This window comes from Opitutus sp. GAS368, from assembly GCF_900104925.1.
GTDB lineage: Bacteria > Verrucomicrobiota > Verrucomicrobiia > Opitutales > Opitutaceae > Lacunisphaera.
Map to the genome: position 1 here is coordinate 3,147,769 of NZ_LT629735.1, position 18,623 is coordinate 3,166,391.

At 66.6% G+C, this 18,623-nt stretch carries 15 protein-coding genes; 6 read left to right on the forward strand and 9 right to left on the reverse strand.

Features of this window, described 5'->3' with window-relative positions; all coding sequences use genetic code 11:
• Window positions 1-90: 90 nt before the first annotated feature.
• Entirely contained in the window at window positions 91-942 is an 852-nt protein-coding gene (locus BLU29_RS13515) for a phosphatidate cytidylyltransferase (RefSeq protein WP_091058892.1), read from the reverse strand.
• Between the two features lie 22 nt (window positions 943-964).
• Entirely contained in the window at window positions 965-1,708 is a 744-nt protein-coding gene (locus BLU29_RS13520) for an isoprenyl transferase (RefSeq protein WP_091058894.1), read from the reverse strand.
• A gap of 126 nt (window positions 1,709-1,834) precedes the next feature.
• On the opposite strand from BLU29_RS13520, the gene BLU29_RS13525 reads away from it, so the two are divergent.
• Entirely contained in the window at window positions 1,835-2,131 is a 297-nt protein-coding gene (locus tag BLU29_RS13525; protein WP_091058897.1) for a 4a-hydroxytetrahydrobiopterin dehydratase, read from the forward strand.
• Between the two features lie 34 nt (window positions 2,132-2,165).
• On the opposite strand, the gene BLU29_RS13530 is transcribed toward BLU29_RS13525, so the two are convergent.
• The 3 genes from BLU29_RS13530 to BLU29_RS13540 form a co-directional block, all read right to left on the reverse strand.
• Window positions 2,166-3,413 (reverse strand): hypothetical protein, encoded by a 1,248-nt coding sequence (locus BLU29_RS13530; RefSeq protein ID WP_091058900.1) that lies wholly within the window; start codon window positions 3,411-3,413, stop codon window positions 2,166-2,168.
• A gap of 66 nt (window positions 3,414-3,479) precedes the next feature.
• Window positions 3,480-4,214: a hypothetical protein gene (locus BLU29_RS13535; protein ID WP_091058903.1), complete on the reverse strand. Its 735-nt coding sequence runs from the start codon at window positions 4,212-4,214 to the stop codon at window positions 3,480-3,482.
• A 9-nt stretch (window positions 4,215-4,223) separates the two neighbouring features.
• A complete protein-coding gene (locus BLU29_RS13540) occupies window positions 4,224-4,799 on the reverse strand; it encodes a TMEM175 family protein (protein ID WP_091058905.1) in 576 nt (191 codons plus the stop codon).
• Window positions 4,800-4,902: 103 nt separating this feature from the next.
• Between BLU29_RS13540 and BLU29_RS13545 the strand changes: the two genes are divergently transcribed.
• From BLU29_RS13545 to BLU29_RS13555, 3 genes are all read left to right on the forward strand, one after another.
• Complete coding sequence (locus BLU29_RS13545; protein ID WP_091058908.1) at window positions 4,903-5,874, forward strand: MoxR family ATPase; 972 nt, start codon at window positions 4,903-4,905, stop codon at window positions 5,872-5,874.
• Window positions 5,875-5,986: 112 nt separating this feature from the next.
• Window positions 5,987-7,267 carry a DUF58 domain-containing protein gene (locus tag BLU29_RS13550; RefSeq protein ID WP_091058911.1) on the forward strand — a complete coding sequence of 427 codons (1,281 nt, stop codon included), beginning with the start codon at window positions 5,987-5,989 and terminating at the stop codon, window positions 7,265-7,267.
• On the forward strand, window positions 7,236-9,491 hold the full coding sequence (locus BLU29_RS13555; protein WP_172830270.1) for a DUF3488 and transglutaminase-like domain-containing protein: 2,256 nt from the start codon (window positions 7,236-7,238) through the stop codon (window positions 9,489-9,491). Before BLU29_RS13550 ends, BLU29_RS13555 begins: the two co-directional genes overlap by 32 nt.
• Before the next feature lie 129 nt (window positions 9,492-9,620).
• Here BLU29_RS13555 and BLU29_RS13560 read toward each other — a convergent pair whose 3' ends face one another.
• From BLU29_RS13560 to BLU29_RS13575, 4 genes are all read right to left on the reverse strand, one after another.
• Window positions 9,621-11,525 carry a penicillin-binding transpeptidase domain-containing protein gene (locus tag BLU29_RS13560; RefSeq protein ID WP_091058916.1) on the reverse strand — a complete coding sequence of 635 codons (1,905 nt, stop codon included), beginning with the start codon at window positions 11,523-11,525 and terminating at the stop codon, window positions 9,621-9,623.
• Between the two features lie 127 nt (window positions 11,526-11,652).
• Window positions 11,653-12,186 carry a hypothetical protein gene (locus BLU29_RS13565; protein ID WP_091058919.1) on the reverse strand — a complete coding sequence of 178 codons (534 nt, stop codon included), beginning with the start codon at window positions 12,184-12,186 and terminating at the stop codon, window positions 11,653-11,655.
• Between the two features lie 63 nt (window positions 12,187-12,249).
• Window positions 12,250-13,086 carry a rod shape-determining protein MreC gene (gene mreC, locus BLU29_RS13570; RefSeq protein ID WP_231962234.1) on the reverse strand — a complete coding sequence of 279 codons (837 nt, stop codon included), beginning with the start codon at window positions 13,084-13,086 and terminating at the stop codon, window positions 12,250-12,252.
• A 129-nt stretch (window positions 13,087-13,215) separates the two neighbouring features.
• Entirely contained in the window at window positions 13,216-14,241 is a 1,026-nt protein-coding gene (locus BLU29_RS13575; RefSeq protein WP_091058920.1) for a rod shape-determining protein, read from the reverse strand.
• A 253-nt stretch (window positions 14,242-14,494) separates the two neighbouring features.
• Here BLU29_RS13575 and BLU29_RS13580 point away from each other — a divergent pair, with 253 nt between their 5' ends.
• On the forward strand, window positions 14,495-17,731 hold the full coding sequence (locus tag BLU29_RS13580) for a PEGA domain-containing protein (RefSeq protein ID WP_157693865.1): 3,237 nt from the start codon (window positions 14,495-14,497) through the stop codon (window positions 17,729-17,731).
• A complete protein-coding gene (locus BLU29_RS13585) occupies window positions 17,728-18,621 on the forward strand; it encodes a FecR family protein (RefSeq protein WP_091058925.1) in 894 nt (297 codons plus the stop codon). The genes BLU29_RS13580 and BLU29_RS13585 overlap by 4 nt, the downstream gene beginning before the upstream one ends.
• Window positions 18,622-18,623 lie beyond the last annotated feature (2 nt).

The following is an 18,623-nucleotide window of genomic DNA, read 5'->3' on the forward strand; positions in this document are numbered from 1 at the left end:
TGTAGGAGGGGCTTTATGCCCCGATTGATGACGATGGGATAAACGAATCGCGGCATAAAGCCGCTCCTACAGTTTTGCTGATGCAGGCCATCAGTTCACGAACAGGAAGATGAAATAGGCGACCGGGGCGGTGAGCAGCAGGCTGTCCGTCAGGTCGAACGCCCCGCCGATGCCCGGGATCAGGTGCCCCGTGTCCTTGGTGTCGGCGCGGCGCTTGATGGCGGACTCGATGAGGTCGGAAATGATGGCAATGACGGCCAGGGGAACGGCGATGGCCGCGGCGATCGGGGGCGTCAGGCTCTCGGGCAGGCGGGCGGAGGCAAAGAAGGCGATGGCGGCGCCGACCCCCGCGGCGACCAGCACGCCGCCGACGGCGCCCTCCCAGGTTTTCTTGGGGCTGATCTCGGGCGCCAGCTTGTGCCGGCCGAGGGCGAGGCCGGTGAGCAGCGCGCCCACGTCGCAGAACTTGGAAACGGCGACCACCCAGAGGCAGAGGGCGAGGTTCTCGCCGCTGTCGGCGTCGCGCATGAGAATCCGGACGAGGAAGTGCAGCAGGTAGGGGATGTAGAGGAGCCCGCCGACCGTGGCGGCGATGGTCTCGACGCGGCTGGCTGTGTTGCGTTCGCCCAGCACGCGAATGCAGGAGACCACCAGGGCCAGCACCAGCAGGCCGGTGGCCAGGTTGGCGGCCAGATCGAGCACCTCGGGTTCCTCGGTGAAGTAGGCGAGGTAGTAGGGCCCGGCGACCATCAGGAGGGCGAACCCCAGGCCCATCCAGCGGAAGGGCCGGGCGCCCATCTTGGCGGTCAGGCCGTAGAATTCGTGGAGCGTCAGCGCGGCGAGCAACGCCAGCAGCGCCACCGCGGCATGGGCGCCGCCGAAATACAGGCTGCCGAGGATCACGACCCAGAGGATGACGGTGCTGAGAATGCGGGAAAGCACGGGGCGAGTAGGCGCGGCGGGATTATTTGGCGCCAGTCTTAATTTGCTCCGTGGTCAGACCGTAGCGACGCTCGCGGCGGCCGTATTCGTCGACGGCGGCTTGCAGGTCGGCCTGCCCGAAGTCCGGCCAGAGCACCGGCGTGAAGACCATCTCGGCGTAGGCGCACTGCAGGAGCAGGAAATTGCTGACGCGTTGCTCGCCGGACGTGCGGATGAGCAGGTCGGGGTCGGGGAGTCCGCCGGTGTAGAGGTAGCGGCTGAAGCGTTCCCACGAGGCGTCGGTGGCCTTTTCCCGGCCGGCCTGCACGGCCTCCGCGTAGGCCCGCGCGGCGTCGGCGACCTCGTTACGCGAGCCGTAGTTGAGCGCGAGGACGAGGTTCCAGTCGGTGAAGTGCTTCGTGGCGTCCTTGACGCGGTCGAGCTCGCGCTGGACGTTGGCCGGGAGCGCGTCGGTCCGGCCGATGGTGTGGAGGCGGACCTTTTCCTTGATGAGGTTGTTGAGCTCGCGCTTGAGGAAGTAGTCGAGCAGGCCCATCAGGCCCGAGACCTCGTCGGTGGGGCGCTTCCAGTTCTCGACCGAGAAGGCGTAGAGCGTGATGTAGCGGATGCCGATCTCGCGGGCGGCGTCGACGACGGTGCGGACGGTCTCGACGCCCCGGCGGTGGCCCTCGAGGCGGGGCAGCCCGCGCGCTTTCGCCCAGCGACCGTTGCCGTCCATGATGATGGCGACGTGCTGCGGGATTTTCGCGGGACCGGGAGACGACATGCGAGGCGGCGATTTAGGTCGCCGGCAGCGGGTTTGACAAGCCGCCTTCGCAACAATTGCTACGGCGCGCCAAGGAGGGTAAAGGGCACGGCTTGCTTTCCGCCCGCGGGATTGCAGATTTCCCCCATGGCAAGCCAACCCCTGACCCCGGCCGAGATCACCGCGGCGCTGCCGGCCCTGCCCGGCTGGAAGTTTGAGCGCGACGCGCTGGCCAAGGAATTCAAGTTCGGCAGCTTCAAGGAGGCGCTGTCGTTCATGGTGCGCGTGGGCTTCGAGGCTGAGATGATGGACCACCATCCCGACTGGACCAATGTCTACAACCGCGTCGCCATCCGGCTGAACACGCACGACGCCGGCGGCAAAGTCACCGCCAAGGACATCGCGCTGGCGAACAAGATTCAGGCGCTTTCCTGGACGGGCTGAACTGGAACACCCGCACCAAGGAACGCGGGCCGGATCAAGGCCGGGCCGGTGGCGCGACAGGGATCTCGACCTCGCCTTGCTCCATGACGAACCGGAACGGGCGTGGCGTGTAGCCGGTGAGAACTCCGACCACGTTGACGATCGCGCCCGGGAGCGGAGGAGTGGACATGGCCGCCTTGAGGTCGATATGCAGGTCGGCCTGGCCGGCCTGCTGGTTGTCGTCGGTCAGCGCCACATCGAGCGAGTTGGCACGGGAGGCGATGACCTTCACCGCGGAGAACTGCAGACGCTTTCCGCCCTGCTGCCGCGACTGGATGTAGGCCCAGACCTTGTCGGCGGCGGCCCGGTTGGCGGGCGAGTCATCGCGGAAGCCGAGGATGTATTCGTCGTCGGAGAAGGACAGCGTGGCGGGGTCGTTGGTCTCGACCGCCTGCACCGCGATTTCGGCCGGCGTGGGCGCCGGTTTCACGGCGAAATCCGCCGGCAGGCCCGGCTCCCGGACGGCCGCGGCGAGCAGTTGCTCCCAGCCCTCCTCGCTGCCGTGGTAGCGCCGGTATTTGGCCAAGCCATAGACGGAAATGCTCTTTTCGGCGGCGTTCCCGGCCGCGTGCGCGAGGCTCGCGGCGCGGGCGATGTGCCAGAAGCCGGCCGGCTGCAGCGGCTTGCTTTCCAGTTCGGCGATACTGAACTGATAGACGTCCTGCAGGTTGGTGGGATCGGTATCCACCGCCACCCGGTAGTGGTCCACGGCCGCGAGATAGTCGCGGGACTGCAACGCGACGAATCCCGCGGCGCCCTGAAAAATGGCCGTCATTTGCCGGCGCAGATTTTCATAGTCACTGTCCGTGATCCCCTCCGGTCTGCTCCAGCCCGCCAGCGCGGCCAGCCCCTGCTTGGCATGGTCGCCGACGGCGGCCAATGCCGGCTTATCCCCGCTGGTGGCTCGCATCCGCTCGAGATAGGTGACGATCGTCAGCGCCCGCACATTGGTGGGATTCTCGTCCAACAGGCGGCGCGCGGTCTGTTCGGTGCCCGCGACATCGCCGGTCTGTTGGTGGGCGGCCATGGCCTGTTCGAAGGCATCGAGCCGCATCACGCTGCCGGGGTAGTTCACCACGAAGGCCTCCATGGCGGCGGCTTTCGCCGCCGGGGCCGCGGTGTTCAGCGCGGTCATGTAGGCGTTATATTCCGCGGGGTCCTTGATGACTTTCTGCTGCGCAGCGGCCGACGGGCCGGCGGCGAGGCCCAGGCAAACGAGGAGAAGGAGAGGAAGTCGCTTCATGATGACTTGGTGAGGCCAGCCTGATCGGCAATGACCCGCAAGGGAACCGCAAACATGCCACAAGGCCTAAAACACCCGCACGAAGGAACGCGGGCCGGCGTCGATCGCGGTGATGGCGCCGCCGACCGGATGACGGGCGACCAGGCTGCCGCCGGCATCGAACTCACCCAGCGTGCGGCCGTCCGCCAGCGGGACGAAGTAATGCCGCGCATCGGAATCGTAGCCCAGCGAGACGGGCGACACGTCGCCCTGCAGCGGAACCGAGCCGAGTTCGCGCCCGTCAAAGGCAAAGGACCGCACGGTACCGCCGGTCAGCAGCAGCAACCGCCCCTGCCGCTGGTCGCAGGCCAGGCCGGTGATTGTTTCGGCCAGGCCGGCGAATTCCAGGTGCCGGACGAAGGCACCTGACTCGGCCAGCTCGACGACCGAGCGCCCGTCGGGATGCACGGCGAACAGGTGTCGGTCGCTCGAACGGACGGCCAGGTCGGCGGAGGCGAGCGTCTGCAGCGGCGGAGGCAGCGGCAGCTCGCGAAGGACTTTCCCGGAAGGCCGCTCAATGACGCGGATGACCTGCGCCGGGGCAATGCGGACAAAAAGATGGTCGGTGTTGTAGTCGTAGGCCAGGCCCAGGACCCGCTCGCCAGGCGCAACGATCCCGGTCAGGGCCGCGCGCGGCGGGCCCAGGTCATGCACGGCGGGGCTCGCGTCCGTGGTGAAGTAAACATGGTTCGGCCCGCGCGTGGCGCAGCCGCCGGCCGCCAGAATGAGCCAGCCGCCGAACGTGACGATAAACGCGCGCACGGCGGGGCGTCAGGAAACGAGGACCTTCTCGATCCGGCGGTCGGGCACGAGCCACAGCACGGCGACGCAGGAATAGAGCGCGATGGAAATCCACGGCCACCAGCACGCAAGCGGTATGCCCAGCGCGTAGATGGCGAGCGAGATCCAGCCTTTGGTGTCAGGACCGATGGCCTTGGCCAGGGCGGAGTCGGCTTCGTGGCAGGCGAGCAGACAGCGCACGAGGAGGGTGTAGGCGACGGCCGCCATGATCAGCACGCCGCCGTAAAGCGCGACGGTGAGCGGGGCAAAATGGTTCTCGCCCATCCAGCCGGTCACGAACGGAAACAGCGACAGCCAGAACAGCAGGTGCAGGTTGGCCCAGAGGACGCCGCCCTTCACGTGCTTGACGGCCTGGAAAAGGTGATGGTGGTTGTTCCAGTAGATGCCCACGTAGACGAAGCTCAGGACGTAGCAGAGAAACACCGGCAGCAGCGGCTGCAGGGAGCTGAGATCGGTGCCACGGGGCACCTTCATCTCCAGGACCATGATGGTGATGATGATGGCGATCACCCCGTCGCTGAACGCCTCGAGCCGGCCTTTGTGCATGGGCCATAACAAAGGCCGCCGGTCACCGGTGGGCAATCCGGATATCAGTCCCCCGGGACGGGAATCCGTTTGCGCCGGCCGGGCGTATTCGTAGCCTGAAACCATGAGTGATTTTGCTCCCGCCGCCGAAGTCGCCGCCACGCGCGAGTCCCTGGAACGCCTCAAGGCCAACATGCGCCTTACCATCAAGGGCAAGGACGAGGTCATCGAGCAGTCCCTGGTCTGCCTGCTGGCCGGCGGCCACCTGCTGATCGAGGACCTGCCCGGCGTCGGCAAGACCACGCTGGCCTACTCGCTGGCCCGGTCGATGGACTGCGCGTTCTCCCGCATCCAGTTCACCAGCGACCTGCTGCCGACCGATGTCACCGGCGTGTCCATCTACGACGAGATGATGAAGGAGTTCATTTTCAAGTCCGGCCCGGTGTTCGCGAACATCGTGCTGGCGGACGAGATCAACCGCGCCACGCCGAAGACCCAGTCCGCGCTGCTCGAGGTCATGGACCGGAGCAAGGTGACGGTGGACGGCGAGGCCCACGCCGTCGGCTCGCCCTTCATGGTCGTGGCCACGCAGAATCCGGTGGACTACGAGGGCACGTTTCCGCTGCCCGAGAGTCAGATGGACCGCTTCCTGATGCGGCTCGCGATGGGTTATCCGCTGCCCGGCGACGAGCTGGAGATCCTGCGCTCGCCGAAGCTCGGCTACGACGCCATCGCGCTCAACCCGGTCGTCACCCGCTCGGACGTGCTCAAGATGCAGGCGCTGGCGGGCAAGGTCTTTGTCGAGGACAGCGTGCTGGACTACATCCTGAAGATCATCACGGCCACGCGCACCGAGGCGGAGTTCAAGGCCGGCGTCAGCGTGCGCGGCGGGCTGTCGCTCCGCATCGCCGCGCAGGCGCGCGCGCTGGTGCACGGCCGGGACTTTGTCATCCCCGACGACGTCCAGGAATCGGCCGGCCCGGTGCTGGCCCACCGCCTGTCGCTGGCCCGGCAGACCTCCGACGCCCTCGAGGAGCGCCGCACGGTGCTCGCGGCCCTGAAGCGGATCATCGGCGCCATTGCGGTGCCGGAATGAAAGTTCCAAACGCCAAACCGCCAAAGGCCAAACAGGTTAAAAGGGTCAAAGCTGTGACAGTGAATCTTTTTGAGATTTGGCGTCTGGCATTTGGAATTTGTCGAGGCGAGCGATGAACCCCGCGTCTACGGCCATCACGTCCCCGGGCCTCGATTGGCAGGGCCCCGGCGCGCCGGACCGCCCCCGCGCGTTCGAGTGGCGCACGCTGCTCTGGGCGCTGGTGTTCCCGCCCAAGCGGCACCGCATCTCGCTGACCGTGCCCGGCCTGTTCCTGATGGTGCTGGCCGTCGGCATCGGCACGGCCGCCTACAACACGGCGAGCAACATCCTCTTCATCACGCTCTCGCTGCTGCTCGCCTGCCTGCTGCTCAGCGGCCTGTTGTCGTGGTTCAACTTCATGGGCATCTGCTGGCGTCTCCGGCCCCAGGGCCCGTGGCGCGCCGGCCACGAGACGCTTGTCACCGTCGAGGTCGAGAACCGCAAGGCCTGGCTGCCGACCTACAGCCTGTGGTTCGAGCTGGCCACGCAACCCCGCCACATGCCTGCGCCGGAAAAACCGGAGAAGGAAATGAAGATGCGCGAGTTCCTGGCGGCGGCGGAAAAATACATCACCCGCGGCCGGATCTTCCTGCGCGAGCGCCTCGAGCCCCGCGGCGCCGCCAGCGTCGACTGGGGCGTGAAGCCCACCCGGCGTGGCGAGGCTGTCGTCGAGCTCGGGGCGGTGGGCTCGCTGTTTCCCTTCGGCTTTTTGCGCAAGAACATCGGCACCGCGCTGAAGCACACCGTCCTCGTCTGGCCGGCCCAGGTCGAATACCAGTGGACCGGCGCCGTGGCTGCGCACGCCGGCTCGTCGGGCCGGCGCACGGCGCGGGCCGGCACGGGCGACGACCTGCTCGCGCTCCGCAAATACGAAATGGGCGACTCGCACCGGCTCATCCACTGGAAGGCGAGCGCGCGGCTGGGCCAGCTGATGATCCGGCAGTTCGCCGCCGAGAGCCACGACGGCTACAGCCTGCGCCTTGACACCCCCGCGGCGGTCTGGACGCGACCCGAACAGTTCGAGCTGCTCTGCAGCTTCGCCGGCACGCTGGCCGAGGATCTGTATGCCGCCGGGCGCCTGCGCGGCATCAGCGTGAACGGCGGGCCGCTGATCGAAACCCGGCGCATCCGCGACCTCGAGGCCCTGCTCGACGAGCTGGCCCGGCTGCAGCCGGTGCACGAGGGTAGGGCAAATCCTCCGGATGAGCCGCGGCTCGTCCGGGACGACTCGACCTACCATTCCCGCGCCGGGGTCGGCGCGGCTCCAGCAACCAAGAATCTCATCACCTTTGCGCCCGAAGGAGCGCGGGGAGTCACCGCCTATGTCGACGGCCGTCAAACCGCGTCAGCTTAACCTCGACGAGTTGCGGCGCCTGAAATGGCTGCTGGGCGGCGCCATGGCGCTGGTGTCACTGTGGACGGTCTTTTTCCTCGATGTCGAGGCGCTCAGCCTGGTGAGCGTGGCGGGCGCCGCCATGCTGGCGGCGCTGGTCTGGCCGCAGCTGCCCGGCCGGGTGCCGCCCCTGGTCTGGAAGCTGGCGGTGCCAGCCATCATCGTGGCCATGGCGGCGGATTTTTATTTCAGCCCCGACACGCTGCCCGTGCTCATCCGGCTGGCCATCCTGCTTGTGCTCTACCGCACCGTCTCCTACCGGCGGAAGCGCGAGGACCTGCAGCTCATCGTGCTCGGCATGTTCCTCGTGGTGGTGGCGGGCGTGCTCACGGTGTCGCTCGGTTTCGCCTTCCTGCTGCTGCTGTTCACGGCGTGCGCGTTGGGGTTTCTCTTTGTCATCAACCTGATCGACGCCTCGGAAACCGGCGGCCCGCGCACGCCCGAGGCCGAGACGGCGTGGACGCGCCTGGGCTGGGCCCGGTTTTTCACCCGGCTGCGCGCCGTCGCGGACTGGCGGCTGCTGACCTTCGCCGCGGTGCTCTTCGCCGCAGTCGTGGCGATGTCCGGGCTGCTCTTCCTCATCATCCCGCGCTTCGAGCTGGCGACGGGCTTCTTCCTCGACCGCTACATCACGCGCAAGAGCCGCACCGGCTTCACGGACACGGTCAAGTTCGGCGACGTGAGCGAACTCATCCGCGACGAGAGCGTGGCCATGCGGGTGGACCTGACGGACACCACCGGGCTGCGCGAGGCACCCTACTGGCGACTGGTCGTGCTCGACGAATACACGCCGGAGGGCTTCCGGATCTCGGCCGGGCTCAAGGGCGAGCTGATCCGCGGCCAGCGGGTGACCCAGCAGCTCCGGGGCCGGCAGATGGGCCGGGAGATCGTCTCGGTCGGCGGCGTGTGGACCTTCTACATCGAGCCGGGCGTCAGCCGGTTCCTGCCGCTGCCCGGCAGCTTCGGCGCGCTCCGGATGCGCGACGTGTCGCCGCTGCAGGCCAGCGCGGGCCACCGCGTCGTGGCCTTGCGAACCGAGCCGATGACGATGACAGCGTTCCAGCTCGACGCGGTGGAACTGACCCCGGTGCTCGGCGATGCGCGGTTTCCGCAGCTGCTGAAGGCGGCGCAGGAAAACCCGCCGCCGGCTTCCGACCAGTTCCGCTATGACCCGCGGGTGAACCTGCGCGGTCCGGCGGGCGTGGCCAACGAGGCGGTGCTCCGGCGGGTCGTGGGGGAGATCACCGGCGGCGCGGCGCTGTCCGCGGCGGAATTCACCGCGCGGGCCATCGCCTGGCTGCAGGCCCGGCACGCCTACGCGCTGGCGGCGAAAATGCCGAAAGGCCCCGGCGACGACATCGTGCGCTGGCTTGATTCCAACGAGCCCGGCTTCTGCGAATACTTCGCGGCGAGCCTGACGGTGCTGGCGCGCGCGGCGGGCCACCCGGCGCGCGTCGTGGCCGGTTTCCACGGCGGCGTGCTGAACGGCTTCGAGAATTACTACATGGTGCGGAACTCCGACGCCCACGCCTGGGCCGAGGTCTACGACGGCAAGGCCGCGTGGGTGCGCGCCGACCCGACCCCCGGCGCGGTGGCCACGGCGGCGCAGACGGCGGCGCAGGCGGCCCGGCAGGAACAGGACAGCAGCTGGTCGGCGCGCGTCGACAGCCTGCGCGTGCTCTGGTATCGGCGTATCGTCAATTTCGACTCGCGCGCCCAGGTGCAGATGCTCGACCAGGTGAAGACCTTCACGACGGACTCGGGCACCGCGCTCCGGGCGCGTTTCGATGAGTTTTCCAAGCAGCTCAAGACCTGGCTGCTTCAGCCGTGGGACGCGGCGCGATTTGGACGCACCGTCGGGCTCGTGCTTGGGGCGGGTGCCCTCGGCTGGGGGTTGTGGCGGCTGGGCCGGTGGCTGTGGGAGCGCTGGCAGCTCTGGCGCCGGCCGCAGTCTTTCGACCCGGTCCGGCTGGCGGCGGGGCGGCAGCTCGCCCGCCTGCGCGAGCTGTCCGGAGAACAGGTGACGGAGGACGGAGGACAGAGAGCAAAGGACGGAGGAACGCTGATTACCGCAGTGGTGGCGGACTTGCGGCGGCTGCGCTACGGCCGGCGCGAGACGTGGCCCGAGCCGCACGGTGTCTTCAAGCGGGCCCGGCAGGCGCGGCGCGCGGTGCGCCGGCGTTGATCTTGGGGTAGGGCGCGGAAACACACCCTACCCCTGCGGGGCACCCCTCTTGATAGAGGGGATTCAAAGTATCTTAGCCACGCGGAACGGAGTCCGCGCCCTACCTTACCGCCTCAAAGCGGGCGGCAATCACTCGACCTTGAAATTCACCGGCGCCTGCGCCGGCGGGCGGTCGCGTTTTTCCTTCCAGGTTTCCAAAATGGCCTTCACCACCGGTGCGGCGTAGGTGCCGCCGTGGTAGCTGACGTCCGGTTCGGTGCCCTCCATCACCACCGCGACGGCGATCTGGGGATTTTCAATGGGCGCAAAGGCGACCATCCAGGCCAGGTCGATGCGGCCCTTTTGCGCCGTGCCGGTCTTGGCCCCGCCACTCAGGCCCTCGACCTTGGCCAGCCGGGCGGTGCCGACCTGGTAGCATTGTGCGAGGCCTTGCAGGATGATGTTGTAATCGGAAGGGGACAGGCCGATGGCCTCGGTGTGCTGGGCCGGGCGCTGTGGATCGTGGAGCAGCGTGGGCTTGGTCTCGGTCTCGCCGCGGGCGAAGGAGGCGACCATGCAGGCGACCTGCAGCGGATTCACCAGTGTGTCGCCCTGACCGATCACCGTGTTGGCCGTGTCGCCCGGCGTCCACCGCGCGTGCATGTTTTCCTTTTTCCAGGCGGGGCTCGCGACGTGCGGACTGGAGAACTCATACGGCAGCTCGATGCCCGTCTTGTGGTCGAAGCCGAAGCGGTGCGCCTCGGCGGCCAGCAGCTCCGGCCCCATCTCAAGGCCGTAGGTGTAGAAGAAGACATTGCAGGAACGCGTGATGGCCCGCACGATGTCGACGTTGTCGCCATGGATCTCGTCGCAGGCAAACCGCCGGTTGCCGATCATGAGATAACCGGGGCACTTGACCCGGGAGGTGCCCGGGTCGACCGCGCCGGAGCGCAGGGCGGCGGTGGCGCTGATGATCTTGAAGGTCGAGCCCGGGGGATATTGGCCCTGGATGGCGCGGTTGAACCAGCCCCCGGATTCCTGGATTTCCTTGAAGGTGGCGGAGGACAGCCGGGGCACGAAATCGTTGAGGTCGAAGTCGGGCTTGGAGGCGAGCACGAGCACCTCGCCGGTGCGGATGTCGAGGGCGACCGCCGCGCCCGTGCGACCCTCCATGGCCTGCTCGGCGGCCTGCTGGAGCTCGATGTCGAGGCTGGTGACAAGATTCTTCCCCTGCACCGGCAGGCGCTTCTCGATGGGCAGGTCCACCTTGTAGCCGGCCGGGTCGACCAGGTAAATCGAGCCACCGGTCTCGCCCTGCAGCTCCGTGTCGAAGGTCTTCTCCAGGCCGGACTGGCCGGTGGAACCCTTCATCTTGAAAGTCATGAGATCCTCCCCGGGGAAATCCTCGACCTCCGGGTCATTGTCGGTGCTGGTGTAGCCTAGGGCATGCGCGGCCGCATTGTGATAGGGGTAGTAGCGGTGGCTGGTGGCAAAGACCTGCAGGGGCGACTTGACCGGCAGGCGCTCGATTAGCCGGGCGTATTCCTCGGGGGCCAGGTCATCGAGGAGCAGATAAGGCAGCAGCAGCGTCTGGTTGACGTGGCGGTTGAGGTCGTCCGTGCGGACCGTCTCGTGGCGGTTGAGGATGAAGTTGATCTTGTCGAGGTAGTGCTGCGCGACGCTCGCGCGGGCGATGCGGGCCAGCTGGTCGCCGTCGGGACGCTCGGCCGCGGGCAGCTTGGCGTAGTTGGCCTTCACGACCTTGAACTCGTTGCGGAACTCCGCGCGCAGGTCGGCCAGGTTGAGCACGACGGAGAAGCGGGCGCGGTTGTCGACCAGCACGTTGCCGTCGCGGTCGAGGATGCGGCCGCGCGGGCCGGGCACGACGACCCGCCGCTGGTTCTGCAGCCGCTCGCGCTCGCTGTATTTAAGGGTGCGGAAGAGCTGCTGGAACGCCATGCCGCCGACCAGCACGAGCATCAGGCCGGCCACGATCCCGTGGAACAGCAGCAGGCGCGGATTGCGGGCGCGGTGGGATTCGATCGTGCGGCTCATTATCGTGAAAATCTCAAACGCCGGTGGCCAAAGGCCAAATCGGAATCAAGCAAAGGGAAGGGGAAACAAGGATTCCGCAACCACGCATGTTTGGTGTCTGGGATTTGGCGTTTGGAGTTTGCGGGCGCTAGATCTGTACCCGTCTTCCGGTTTCGGGGTGGATCGCCACCAGCGCCATCGCGCGGTCCTGCAGCGCGAGGAACCACGGGGTGATGAGCAGCAGGAAAAGCTGCGAGGCGAGCAGGTCGACGAAGACCCGCAGCCAGGCCGCGCCCGGCCGTGGGTTGCCGCCGACCAGGAGGAAGGAGAGCGCGATGACGAGGAACAGGTTGGCGAACAACGCCACGACGATGCCGAATACCGCGCCCTCGCGCGGGAAGCGCTGGCGGCCATAGAGCAGGGTGGCGTGGACGAGGCCGAGCAGCAGCATGCTCGTGCCGAAGGGAACGGGCTCCACCGCGTCGATCATCAGTCCCGTCAGCAGGATGGCGATGAGGCCGTGCTTCCGGTCCAGCCGGAGCGACGAATAGACGACAAACAGCCCTCCGACGTAAAGGTGCACCGCCGAGCTGGTGAGGTGGCTGTTGGCCAGCCCGACCAGCCACCACAACAGCAGGTTGGCCCCGACGACGATCAGCCAGCGCGGGTCGTATTTACGCATGGGGAGAATAACTGTAGCGGCGCTCTATGACCGCCGCTACAGGATAAGCGTGGCAGGACGTCATCACAGGTCCTCCGGGTTGAGCGGCACGAGCACGGTGACCTCGGTCAGGGACCCGAGGCGCTCGTCGAGCGCCACCTCGCCGATCTTAAAGAGGCCGTCCGCGCTAGGCTCCAGGCTGGTGACGTCGCCGATGACCAGGCCCGGGGGAAAGACGCCGCCGAGGCCCGAGGTCACCAGGCGGCGGGGGGCGGTCGGGCTGGCCGTGATGTCCAGCGGCACGAACTCCAGGGTGCCGCGCGGGGAGCTGAAGGATTTGTTGAGGCCGCCCTGGTAGCTGATGGGGCGGTTGTCGCCCGACACGGTGGCGGCGACCCGGAAGGACTGGCTGGTGATCAGATCCACGACCGCGGTGTAGCGGTGCACCTCGATCACCCGGCCGACGACGCCGCCGGCGAAGACGACCGGCGCGCCGACGGGGATGCCGTAGTTCTCGCCCTTGCGGATGATCAGGCGGGACCACCAGCCGGATTCATCGCGCCGGGCCACGCGGGCGGGCTCGAAGCGGAAGCTCGGCATCGAGGGCAGCTTGAGCAGGTTCTCAAGCCGGAGGATCTCGGCGTCGAGCTCCTTGTTCTGCTGCACGCTGTATTCATACTGGGCGATGAGCCCGGAGAGGTCCTTGCCGGCCTTGAGCAGCTCGTCCTTCGAGTGCAGCCGGTTCGACCAGAAGGTCTGCAGGTCCTGCACGTAGGAGTCGGCGACGATGAGCGGCGCCTGGATGGCGAAGAAGGTGGCGCGCGTGACCGTCTTCAGCACGAGCGGCAGCAGCAGCCAGACCAGCAGGATCACGCCCAGCGTGAAAAAGGGACGGGCCTGGTCGAAGCGTTTCGGGAGCACGGCGTTTAGGTAGGCGGGAACAGCGGACTGTGACAAGCCTGCGCCGGCGGATAGGGAGGTGGAACCCGGCCTCCGGACGGGTTGATGTGGCGTGCGCCCTGAAAACCCGCCCGGAGGTCGGGTTCCACCTTAAAAGTCCGCGGCGATGCGGTGGAGCTCGTCGATGTTGGTCAGGAACACGCCGGTGCCGTTGGCCACGGCGGAGAGCGGGTCGTCGGACACGGTGACCGGCAGGCCGGTCTTCTCGGAGAGCAATTTGTCGATGCCGCGGATGAGGGAGCCGCCGCCGGCCATCACGAAGCCGCGGTCGACCAGGTCGGCGGAAAGCTCGGGCGGGCAGCGTTCGAGGGCGGCGCGGACGGCCTCGACGATGGCGCCGACGGTGTCGGCCATGGCCTCGCGGATTTCCTGGGAGGTGATGTGGATCGTCTTGGGCAGGCCGGCGACGGAGTCGCGGCCCTTGACCTCCATGGCCAGCTCGGTCTCGAGCGGGTAGGCGGAGCCGATGGTGACCTTGATCTCTTCCGCCGTACGCTCGCCGATCAGCAGGTTGTAGGCGCGCTTCATGTAGTTGATGATGGCGAGGTCGAACTCGTCGCCGGCGACGCGGATGGACTTGGAAAACACGATGCCGGAGAGCGAGATGATCGCGATCTCCGTGGTGCCGCCGCCGATGTCGACGATCATGTTGGCGGCGGGCTCGTCGACCGGCAGGCCGACGCCGAGCGCCGCGGCCATGGGCTCGAGGATGGTGATGACCTCGCGGGCGCCGGCGTGGGTGGCGGACTCCTTGACGGCGCGCTTCTCGACCTCGGTGATGCCGGAGGGGATGGCGACGACGACGCGGGGCGACACGACCTTGGAATTGTTGTGCACCTTCTTGATGAAGTAGCGGAGCATCGCCTCGGTGATGTCGAAGTCGGCGATCACGCCGTCCTTCATCGGGCGGATGGCCGTGATGTTGCCCGGGGTGCGGCCGAGCATCTTCTTGGCGTCGTCCCCGACCGCGAGGACCTTGCGCGAGGCGGTGTGGACTGCCACGACGCTGGGCTCGCGGAGGACGATGCCCTTGTCCTTGACGTAGACGAGGGTGTTGGCCGTGCCCAAGTCGATGCCGATGTCGTTGGAGAAAAGTCCCAGCAGTTGGTTGAACATTGTGGCGGTGGCGGGGGGTTGGGGAATACAAGCGGGCCGCCGCGGAAATTGTCAAAAGCAAACTCGTTGAACCAGCGACCTTTCGGCGAGCCGCTTGGTGCGCCGGCGGGCCGGAGGGCGCGGCAAAAAGACCGCGGCCTGGCTCTCCGGCTGGCCGCCTGTTTCGCTCGGGGTGACTTCAGGGTGGACTGACCAGCCACCCGGAGCTATTGGATGCGTGCGCTCCGGCGGCATTCCATGCCCGACGTTCCCCGTGAATGTCCCACCTCCAGACAATTCCACCGAATCGATCATCCTGAAGATGGCACTCGGCATGTCCGGCCTGGTGGTCGGCGCGACACTCGTGCTCATGTCCGGCTGCGCGACGATCGCCACCAGTGACAATCAGCCGGTGGCCTTCAACTCGGATCCCCCGGGGGCGGAGGTCTCGATCAACGGAGTTCCGCAAGGCATCACGCCCATGACCATCATGCTGGATCGACGGGCGGGAGACCAGATGGTTCAGATCCACAAGGATGGCTACCAGGATCAGCAGTTCAAACTGCAGAAGCACGTCGCGGGCATGACTTACGGCAACATCCTCATGGGAGGCATTGTCGGCGTGGCCGTCGATGCCGCCTCTGGGAAAGCCCGGAAGTTTCAGGACGCGGTGCAGGTGAAGCTGGTTCCTCTCGGCGAAGCGGGGGCCTTGATTGTGGAGGGCAATGCCCCGGCGGAGCAGAAAAAAGCGACGGCCAAGCAGAAAAAAGCCGCCGCCATCAGAATGAAAACCGCCGGCGGCCGGGAGCAGGCCATGACCGGCGGAAGAGGAGACACTTCGACCGTTCAGGAGCTGGGGAAACCCGATACGCCCGCCCGCCCGCCGACCGGCTTCTATGCGGCCGACCAGCTGGATTTCGACATTCTGGACGGCGTGACGATCGATTCGCGGCGTGGCAGCATCACGCTCTTTGGCCATCGGACCGGAAGCGGGAATCTGCGGGCCGTTCCCTATCTCGACTTTCTCGCCGCCGCGGTCGAATGCAACAATCCTACCTTCAGCCTCGAGTGGACACCGGATTCGAGACGGTCGATCGACCAGGCGTTCAACATGGCCGACCAGGACCTGACCGATCGGCTCGCCGGCACCTTTGATCGCAGTGGCCGTTTGACCGCGCGTGGGGAGTGGTGGTATCGATTGTTTGGCGTCAACGTCCGCGCGGGGATGGACAAGATGAGCCTGTGGATGGCGGTATTTCCGGTCGCGGGTTATCCCGATGCCGGGCGGGTAATGCGGGCGGTCGATGAGGTTGAACGCACGGCGGGCACGCCGGCAGAAAAGGTGAAGGTGCGGCACGATGACATGTCCGTCCCGCAGATTCCCCTCGAGCATCTCATCTCCATCGCCACCGGATTGGCGGTGCGGATGGACGAGGGGGATAACCTCCAGACCATGGCACAGTATTTTAACGGGGGCGAAGTGTCGGCCGAGACGTGGAACCAGGCGCGCGAAACGGTGTGGTCGTGGATCTTTCAGGGCATCGCCGTCGCCTACAGGCTGGACCGGTATCGTTACGTCAACCATTACCAGTCGCTGGAGCGTTCGGGAGTCGATTACGGGATGGCTGCCGAGAAGACGCTGAACCTGTCCCAGGACGACACGGTCGAGGTGCAGAGGAACGCTTTCCACGCCCTGGTCAGCAGCCGGACCTTCATCCACGTCCCACCCGACATCATGCGGGAAGTCCTCGGGGTGAGCCCGGTCGTGGTGCCGGTGTATGACGGGCTGCCCGCGAATTCGCTCCTGGGGAAGGTGGCGTTTGACGCGGATGTCTTCGGAAAAAACCTGATGGACATGCCGGAGATAAAGCCGGACGTGCCCGGTTACCGCACCTACTTCGAATGGCGCCAGACGGTCGACCGGGCGCCGGCGACGGAGGGGCACACCTGGCTCGGGCCCGATGGCTTCGAGCTGGTCGAATCGGCTGATGGCGGGACGGTCCGGTTCGGGAAAACGCCGGTCCGGATATACATGGAGCGCTACGATCGCGGCGCGGGGATGTCCGGCCGGCAGAGCGTGGAGGATCCGCTGCTCCGGCAGTATGCCGATGAGCTGACCGCACTCTATGAGCCGCTGGCCGCCAAATTCCCCGTCCTCCTCGATCTGCGAGAGAGCATGAAGGTCATGGCGGTTGCCGAATGGCTGAAGCAGAAGGGAATCAGGCTGTCGTTCCCGGCGGAGGGACGCGGGAACTGGAGCCCGCCGGCCCGCTATCCCGGGGTGATCCACATGGAGATGGCGATCAAGCAGGCTTCCATCGGCGAAGTGATCAGCGCCTCGGGTGGAATCGACTACCGCGTCGGCCAGCACCTGCGACTCATCCAGCAGCGGCTCGACGAGCAGCCGGGACCGCCGCCGGCTAACGGGGTGACGCTGGGTTATGATCCCGCTTCCGGCAGCGTGTCCTTGGTGCGCCCGCCCAAGCTTGAAGACAACCAGTCCAAAGTGGCCAGCGAAACCCCGGCTGCGGCATCGCGTCCGGAATTCACCGATGTCACTCGTGATGGCAGTTCCAGTAAGACGAGAACCGCGCCGGCCGCAGCAGCCCCCGCGCCGCCCACCCCCGAGGAGGAGGCACTCCGTCTGTGGAAAGCCCACGACTTGGCGGGTGCCGAGCTGCGCTACCGCCGGCTGATCGATGCGGCCGGCGGGGACGTGCGGCGGGCCGCCCACTTCCGCGTCTTGCTGGCGGAAATCCTCCACGAAGAGGGGAACGACGAAGCAGCCATCAAGCAGTTGCACGAGGCGGTCCGCCTGGCTCCAGATCTGCCGGACTATCCGTTGCTTTTGGGCCAGTCGCTCGCCCAGAGTGGCGATGTGGCCGGAGCCAAGAAGGCGGTGATCAAAGCACTCTCGCTCGATCCGGACAACCAGGCCGCGGCAGACCTGCTCCGCAAGCTCCAGGACCAAACCTCCGGGACCGCCGTCACGTCCGCGCCTTCGACCCCCGCTGGTGCCGCTCCACAGCCAGTGAGCGACGGGACTCGGGTGCCCCTGACACCTTTTCCCCAAGCCCTGGCTGCGGCCTCGGATGGTACGCTCGAGAGGCTCAAGGCCGGATCCGGACTGCCGGATATCCATGTGACGCCCGTAAAACTGAGCGGTGGTTCCACCCAGCCGGCACGCGCGACGGTCATCCGACAGGAGATAACCGATTTGCAAAAGAAAATGGATGACAGCGTTGCACGCGAGCAGGAGAAGCAGAAGGAGGCCGACCAATTGCAGGCGGCGATGGCTGCCGCGAAGGACGACGAGTTGAAGCGCAGCGAATTGGAAGCGAAAGCGGCGCAGCTCAAGGTTGAGCGCTTGCAGGCCGAGCGGGAGGCGACCCAACTCAAGGAGGAGATCGAGAAACGCAAGAAACTGCTGATCGACACCGAGGTCGAGGAGTCACCGCCGGCGCAGGACCAACCGAAGCCTCCGCCTGCCGAGACGCCGAAATCACCATGAACACGAACGTCATTCTCATGAAGCCAACCTCACGGTGGAATCCGGCGTGGCGGACCGTCTGCCTGCTTTTCGCTCTGTGGCTTTCTCCGGCCACGGTTTCCGCCGAGGCGATTCCAGCCTTGCTGGCGGTGCCGGCCGGCCTGAACCCGAAGGTCCAATCCCGGCTGGTCCGGGAACGCGCATCGCTGGAGCAGGAACGCCAAGTCTTCCTGGAGGATGCCCGGCGCTTCAATACCCGGCCGGCCGAGGCCCAGACCGACGCCGAATTCGCCGCCTTGGGGCAGCGCCGGGCCACACACATCAGCCGGACGGTCGCGTTCAATCGGGAGGTGGTTGCGGCCTCGGCGGAGAGCAAAGCCTCCGCCGGTCAGGAAGCGGCAATCTGCCGGCTGGGCGAGATGCGCGGAGAGGTGCATGTCATCGCGCCGGATGGCCACGAAATCGCCCCCGCCACCGCTGCCGGCATGCCACTCATGCTCAATTCCCAAATCCGGACCGGCGCAGACGGTCACGTCACGCTCAAGTTTCCCGACGCGTCGTCCGTGACGCTCGGACCGCGCACCACCTTCTATCTGGACGTGGATACCAACACCACGTCGAAGGGGATCATCGCGCGCATCAGGCAGGGGATCATGAAATTTATCCGGCCGTATCAGCCCGGTCACGCCGAATCGCTCCGGATCGGGGTGCCGACCGCCATTTGCGCTGTGCGTGGCACCGAACTTGAGGCAAATGTGGAACCCGATGGGACGGGATATGTGAAACTCTTCACCGGTAAACTGGACATTACCGGGACCAAGACGGGTGCGACTTTCCCGCTGGAGGCCGGCCAGATGGTGACTCTGAATGCGGATGGAACGATCGGACGACCGGTGCCGCTGAAACAATAGAT